The sequence below is a fragment of the Oscillatoria sp. HE19RPO genome (assembly GCF_024220515.1).
Classification (GTDB): domain Bacteria; phylum Cyanobacteriota; class Cyanobacteriia; order Cyanobacteriales; family Laspinemataceae; genus Laspinema.
Genome location: NZ_JAMXOT010000449.1, coordinates 1 through 5889, shown reverse-complemented (window position 1 = coordinate 5889; position 5889 = coordinate 1). Strand labels below are relative to the sequence as shown.

At 45.4% G+C, this 5889-nt stretch carries 5 protein-coding genes; 4 read left to right on the top strand and 1 reads right to left on the bottom strand.

All coding sequences use genetic code 11. The annotated features are described in order from the left end of the window. The first annotated feature begins 535 nt into the window (after positions 1 to 535). The 4 genes from ahcY (at position 536) to NG833_RS29305 (ending at position 4834) form a co-directional block, all read left to right on the top strand. The gene (gene ahcY, locus NG833_RS29320; RefSeq protein ID WP_254568799.1) at positions 536 to 1813 is read left to right on the top strand and encodes an adenosylhomocysteinase; all 1278 of its coding nucleotides are present in this window, start codon (positions 536 to 538) and stop codon (positions 1811 to 1813) included. A 265-nt stretch (positions 1814 to 2078) separates the two neighbouring features. Continuing rightward, on the top strand, positions 2079 to 2702 hold the full coding sequence (locus NG833_RS29315; protein ID WP_254568798.1) for an exopolysaccharide biosynthesis protein: 624 nt from the start codon (positions 2079 to 2081) through the stop codon (positions 2700 to 2702). Between the two features lie 597 nt (positions 2703 to 3299). Next, positions 3300 to 3602 carry a hypothetical protein gene (locus NG833_RS29310; RefSeq protein ID WP_254568797.1) on the top strand — a complete coding sequence of 101 codons (303 nt, stop codon included), beginning with the start codon at positions 3300 to 3302 and terminating at the stop codon, positions 3600 to 3602. A 242-nt stretch (positions 3603 to 3844) separates the two neighbouring features. Beyond that, positions 3845 to 4834, top strand: coding sequence for a DNA cytosine methyltransferase (locus tag NG833_RS29305; RefSeq protein WP_254568796.1), 990 nt, complete (start codon positions 3845 to 3847; stop codon positions 4832 to 4834). A 533-nt stretch (positions 4835 to 5367) separates the two neighbouring features. Here the strand turns inward: NG833_RS29305 and NG833_RS29300 are convergent. Beyond that, positions 5368 to 5745 carry a hypothetical protein gene (locus NG833_RS29300; protein WP_254568795.1) on the bottom strand — a complete coding sequence of 126 codons (378 nt, stop codon included), beginning with the start codon at positions 5743 to 5745 and terminating at the stop codon, positions 5368 to 5370. Positions 5746 to 5889: the final 144 nt, after the last annotated feature.

Here is a 5889-nt window from a genome sequence, read left to right as displayed (position 1 = left end):
CTGCCAAGGGAGTAGAGTTATTATTCAACGAACTGATGAGAATTTTGCACCCGAAACCATAACCCTGTAAAGAAGACAAAAACCCTCTTAAACCATTAAGAGGGTTTTTTTAATAGGTGCTATGCTGACTAAATAGAAGTATTATAGCCCCTTTTCTCGGCCAAAGTACCGGCGTGACTCAAAGAAAAAAACCCCCCTCGGGCCAGCCTAGATTGGGTCCCTGTTCGGCGATCGCCCCTAAAGAGGACCCCTGCCCACACCTCAGTGCTTCCAGAAAGTCCAGTGCGGGAAGTGCGCCCTGTCATGGATCGGGTAAATCCGGATTCTGAGGGACTCATTGAGATTCGGGCATCCCTGGTGAACAAACTACAATAGTCCAAGCCAAAAGACACTTCACCGGATTAAGTAGAAACGCCAAAGGAACCCCAACCCGAAGCGCCCCAAAACAAATCTGGCGATCGCCCTCCCCACCCTAGGGAACGATAGAGTAAGGTATAGAAGTCATGGCAATTTGTTATTTTTAGGAACCCGTTCGATGACAGCAACCACCACTCAGATCAAACACGAAGTCAAAGACCTTTCTCTGGCTCCATTAGGCAAACAGAGAATTGAATGGGCGGGACGGGAAATGCCCGTTCTCGGACTGATCCGCGATCGCTTTGCCAAAGAACAACCCTTCGCTGGCATCCGCCTTTCCGCCTGCTGCCACGTCACCACCGAAACCGCCCATCTCGCCATTGCCTTAAAAGCCGGTGGTGCAGATGCGGTCCTGATTGCCAGCAACCCCCTGAGCACTCAAGATGACGTCGCCGCGAGTCTAGTGGTGGATTATGGAATTCCGGTTTTCGCCATCAAGGGAGAAGACAACGCCACCTACAACCGTCACGTTGAAATCGCCCTGGATCATAAACCCAACATCATCATCGATGACGGTAGCGATGTCACCGCCCACTTAGTCCAGCATCGCCAAAATCAACTCCCCGATATCATCGGCACCACAGAAGAAACCACCACCGGCATCGTGCGCCTCGCCGCCATGTTCAAAGATGGGGTCCTCTCCTTCCCGGCGATGAACGTCAACGACGCCGAAACCAAACATTTCTTTGACAACCGCTATGGAACGGGTCAATCCACCCTCGATGGCATCATCCGCGCCACCAATATCTTATTAGCCGGTAAAACCATCGTTGTTGCCGGATATGGCTGGTGTGGCAAAGGGACCGCCTTACGTGCCCGAGGCATGGGTGCCAACGTTGTCGTGACGGAAATCAACGCCGTGCGTGCCCTAGAAGCGACGATGGACGGATTCCGCGTCATGCCGATGGAACAAGCGGCATCCCAAGGCGATGTGTTCATTACCGTAACTGGCAACAAGCACGTGATTCGGGGTGAACATTTTGCTCAGATGAAGGATGGGGCGATCGTCTGTAACTCCGGTCACTTCGACATCGAAATCGACCTGAAAACCCTAGGCGCAGAAGCCTCTGAAGTTCGCACCGTGCGTCCGTTTACCCAACAATATCACCTCAAGTCTGGCAAATCGGTGATTGTCCTGGGAGAAGGTCGTTTGATTAACCTCGCCGCAGCGGAAGGACACCCCAGCGCGGTGATGGATATGAGCTTTGCCAACCAAGCAATGGCTTGTGAATATTTAGTCAAGAATAAAGGCAAGTTGGTCCCCGGTTTACACTCGATTCCGACGGAAGTAGACCAGGAAATTGCTCGTCTGAAGCTCGCAGCAATGGGCATCAATATGGATACCCTGACTTCGGCTCAATTAGAGTACATCAATTCCTGGACTTCTGGAACTTAAAATCATCGGGTTGTCTTCTTTGAGGAAGGGCAAGATCTAGATCTCTGCCAAGATTCGGAAGAGACCCCCCCTAACCCCCCCTTGCCAAGGGGGGGGACTAGAATGGTTCTTTAAGTCTCATGTCATTAGAAGATTAAGGATGAAAGGGCAAGGATAAACAACAATTAAAGACAGGAAAAATTTAATCCATTTTCCCGATCTGTCCTGTCCTCCCCATCCTCCCCATCCTCCCTATCTCCCCCATCTTGCCGTTCACGTAAACCCTGTGGCTCGACTTTCTGTTGAATTGCATCGCTATTTTTTTGAAGAAGAACGTCCCGAAGGCGTAATGTTAGCGGATATTATCCGGCTGGCTGGAGAACGCATTTTTGGCTTTTTGTTTGTATTCTTGGCGTTACCTTCAGCCTTGCCCGTACCTGCACCAGGATACTCGGTTCCATTTGGATTTGTGTTATTACTGTTGGCGGTTCAGCTAATTGCTGGCGCTCAACGTCCTTGGATGCCTAGACGGGTTATGAATTACCCGATCGCCTTGTCGAAGGTTCAAGGCATTTTAAAAGCCGGGATTCCCTGGTTGGAAAAAATCGAGTTGCTCTCTCGTCCCCGCTTAACCTATATCTGCAAAAGTTTAGCCGGTCGAGTCGTCATTGGGAGTGCGATCGCCCTGATGGGAGCTTCGATGATGATTCCCATCCCCGGGACCAATACCTTACCGGCGATCGGTATTTTCGTCACCGGCTTTGGCTTACTGGATGATGATGGAGTCATTACCCTGGGTGGGTTAGTGCTTTGTGTGATGGGATTTTTGCTCTCTGGCTCTATTTTGATGGGGGTCTGGTTTGGCGGTTCCAGCTTGCTGGATTTAATCCAGAATTGGCTTGCACAGTAACCCTGGCCGATTCAGGGGCGATCGGCCCTTCAGGAAATGACTGCCCTAAATCCTGGGATTTAACCCTTGATTTCTGCTGAAATAAGAGGGACGCCTGTTTAATCTGGCGTCCCTCTTCTATTTTGAGTTGAATTAAGTCTATTTACTTATTCACTAAAATTCGTGGAAAGTCATAGCTAGTTGATGCGATCGCGCTGCTTCAATGTAGCATTTTTACTTAAGTAAAATTACTCATTAACTCCCCACAATTATCCGGGTCCTGAGCCTCAACCCTTGCTAATCTTAAGAATTTTTCCAGATTATTGCTGATTTAGGATTGTTAAAATCCCTAGAACCACCCTGTAGCAATGCTTCCTCTGGCTCACCCTAAAACCTCAAAGTCGTTAGCGGATTCAATGGCTACAACCCATGATACTCCTCGGTTTTTGAAGGCGGGGTAGCTTCACCCTTGACACCTACCCAGAGATAGATTCAATAGGCAGATTTTGAAGATTTTTTATATTTCTGTCAATTTTGTAACAAATTTTGTCTTTTTTACCAAACCTTGACCAAAAAAGGTTAGTCTAAATAAAAATACAAACATATAAGGAGAATTTTATGGTGGCTGTGACAATTGGATTTGATAACGACCTAGAACAAGAAGAAGCAGTGGTTTTTCACCCTGGACAACGGGTGCAGTTCAAGAACCGACCTGGAGTCATTGATACCATTGCCGCCTACGACCCCATGATGGTCCCTCCGGTTTGGTTAGAAAATGACCCCCAACCGCGATATCCTGAAGAGTTAAGAATTGTAAAGCAGACGGCCCTAAGCATGGGTTCAGTGCGAGTATCAGCAGACTCCAATGTGCGCTATGTAGATTTTTGGGGACGCTTCAGATTAATTAGCAAAAGCTCTTAATATCCTGTGATAGAAGATAAAAATAAACAAGCGATCGCTGCCAAGAACAAAGGGCGATCGCTTTTAGTTTATAGACACCCTTTGAAGAAGATAAACGCCATAGACACCCCGCAAGGCAACAATCGGATCAAGTTCAGCCGCTTTTTTCGCAGTATCAAATGGCATCAAACACCCATACTGCTGCAATTTCTATAGGTTATTAGATGCTATAATTGTTAAAACTCACTTCACTTTAAAGATTAGTGACTGATTCAATTAAATTTATTGACTTATTTGCCGGAATTGGAGGATTCCGTCTGGCATTTGAAAAAGCAGGCTATCATTGTGTTTACTCCTGTGAAATTAATGAAGCGTGCCAGAAAGTTTATTATCAAAACTTTGGGGATTTACCCGAAAAAGACGTTACCACTTTAGATATTCAAAATATTCCCAATCACGATGTCCTAACAGCGGGTTTTCCTTGTCAGCCTTTTAGTATATCAGGAAAACGAAATGGCTTTAAGGACACGAGAGGAACCCTGTTTTTTCACTTATGCAAAATCATTGAAATAAAAAAACCTCAAGTGATTGTCTTGGAAAATGTGAAGCACCTCCTGCATCTGGACCGAGGCAAAGTTTTAGAGACGATTCTTTATTCCTTAGAAGACTTAGGATATTCTGTTAGTTATCAAGTATTGAATTCTAAAGATTTTAATTTGCCCCAAAATCGAGAGCGGGTGATTATTATTGGCACTTTAAATCGAACCTTTAATTTTGATTTGATTCAAAAACAACTTTCCACTCCTAGTCTTGAAAAATTCTTAGATAAAGAAGGAAATTTTGAGTATTTAAAGCATGAGGAATACACATTAATTGAACATCCCAAACCCCAAGCTTCCGGCTTAATTTTTGTAGGATATCGCAATAAAAATATTTGGAAAACCGGGATTAGACCCAATACAGAACATCTGTCAAGAGTTCATAGACAACCGAATCGGATTTATTCGGTGAAAGGGGTTCATCCGACCTTACCATCACAAGAAACATCAGGCCGATTTTTTATTTATATTCCCGAGGAAAATGCCGTGCGGAAATTAACCCTGGATGAGTGTTATCGAATTATGGGTTTTCCCGATAATTTCAAAAGACATCCTAGTATCGTAGAATGCTATAAACAAATTGGTAATTCCGTTTGTATTCCGATGATTCAGGAATTCGCTGTTCAAATTAAACAGCAAAATTTATTAGACTAAATTAGACTTTCTTTGCACCCCCAAAATAATCAGTTTATTGACCAGCCCATTCAATTAAAAATTCCGGTTTGAAATTGTTATAGCAAGTCTAAATCATTAGGGTAATAGAATGCAGTGGGATCGTCTCCCTCCCTATAGCAATTAGGGCTGTTTCATTATAAAATTTTCCTTACCCCGTAAGCGTTACAGCCCAAGGGTTTTCAGCCTTCTTTCCTACTTTTAGGTTGAAAATTAGGAAATAACGGCTGTATCCCCTGCCAGATAAAGCTTACGAACAAGCAAAAAAGTAATTTGACCTTGAGAATGAAACAGCCCTACCCTATAGCAATCCTCAATGATTTATAACATCTTTAGCTCCCCTCGGACGTTCTGGGCCGCCAACGGTTGGGGGTGAGGGTATTCCACAACTGATTTAGGACTGCTATAGTACAGCAAGGGAGACGCTCCCACTCCGGCATGAGGAATTATCCAAAAACAGACCTGACGATCAATCAGATCGCCAGGTCTGTAATTTTGCTGTTGTGTTTGGTTTTTTACGAGTTCTGCTTGCCTGCAAAAAGCTCTGAGTCTGGTTCGTTAGCTTCTGTTTCAACAGGGGCAGGAAGATCAGCAGGCCATAGCAGATATTGAATTAAGGCTTGCTGGTCTTGAGCATTAAAGCCTGCCTCTTCATCCACCCAATACTCATGTCCAATGCCCTGCACATCTACAGCTTCCAGTCCTGCTGCTTGATTGGCTTGAATAATGCGATCGCGCAATTGTCGATCAATCAAACCCAGTAAACTATTCGCCGGATTCACACGAACATTCGACATCAGGGTTGCCGGAACACCCACCTCAGTTTCAATGTTGTCCCCAACCGCAACCCCACCATCATGCAGGTAAGGCGCATTCCAGTAGGCTCCTAGCAACCCTCAGGGTAAGAGCATCTCAATCAGGCTTGACACAAGGATTTGAGAATAAGCATCATGTACTCCTCACTCATCGCTGCCCGGTTCCTTTTTTGTCTCAAGCTACGCGATCGGGTGGTTTCACAGGTTGAGGGCATTAAGGGC

Coding starts and splice junctions, on each gene's coding strand:
- NG833_RS29310 (WP_254568797.1), top strand. CDS start 3,300: ATGGTGGCTGTGACAATTGGATTTGATAACGACCTAGAACAAGAAGAA.
- ahcY (WP_254568799.1), top strand. CDS start 536: ATGACAGCAACCACCACTCAGATCAAACACGAAGTCAAAGACCTTTCT.